At 66.4% G+C, this 943-nt stretch carries 1 protein-coding gene; it reads left to right on the top strand.

From position 1 onward, the window contains the following. On the top strand, positions 1–943 hold a 943-nt coding region (locus OEY_RS0115345; protein WP_010594735.1), incomplete at both ends, for a fatty acid desaturase family protein.

The raw sequence follows: 943 nt of genomic DNA, 5'->3' as shown, positions 1-943 counted from the left end.
CCGCCCCCCGCCGCCGTCCGCTGTGGCTGCTCGGCACGGGCCTGCTCTCGCTGTCGAAGATCATCGAGAACATGGAGCTCGGGCACAACGTGATGCACGGGCAGTGGGACTGGATGAACGATCCGGAGATCCACTCGACCTCGTGGGAATGGGATCAAACGGGTCCGTCGCAGCACTGGAAGCGCGCCCACAACTACGCGCACCACACCTACACGAACATCGTCGGGATGGACGACGACGTGGGCTTCGGCATCCTGCGGATGACGCGCGACGAGAAGTGGCGGCCGATCAACCTGCTGCAGCCCCTGGCCAACCTGATCCTCGCAGCCACGTTCGAGTGGGGCATCGCACTGCACGACCTCGATGCCGAGAAGAAGGCTGCCGGGGTGCCGGAAGGCCAGTGGAACTCCCAGCCCACCAAGGACTTCGCGCGCAAGATCGCGCGGCAGCTGGGCAAGGACCTGGTGCTGTTCCCGGCCATGACGGGCCGTGCGTGGCGCAGCACGATCACGGCGAACCTCACGGCGAACCTGGTGCGGAACCTGTGGGCGTACGTGGTGATCTTCTGCGGCCACTTTCCCGACGGCGCCGAGAAGTTCACCGTGGCGCAGTACGAGAACGAGACGCAGGGGCAGTGGTACCTGCGGCAGCTGCTCGGTAGCGCCAACATCGATGCCGGCCCGGTGATGGCCTTCATGACCGGCAATCTGAGTTACCAGATCGAGCACCACCTGTTCCCGGACCTGCCCAGCAACCGCTACCCCGAGATCGCGGAGCGGGTCCGCGCGCTGTGTGCGAAGTACGACCTGCCGTACACCAGCGGTCCGCTCGGTAAGCAGTACCTGCTCGCGCTGCGCACGATCCACAAGCTGGCACTGCCGGACGCGTGGCTGCGGGCCACGTCGGACGACGCCCCGGAGACCTCCTCCGAGCGCAAGTTCCG

The organism is Rhodococcus sp. P14 (assembly GCF_000256505.1).
Lineage (GTDB): Bacteria > Actinomycetota > Actinomycetes > Mycobacteriales > Mycobacteriaceae > Rhodococcus > Rhodococcus ruber.
The sequence above is the reverse complement of the archived record's forward strand: the minus strand, read 5'-3'. Positions and strand labels throughout refer to the sequence as shown.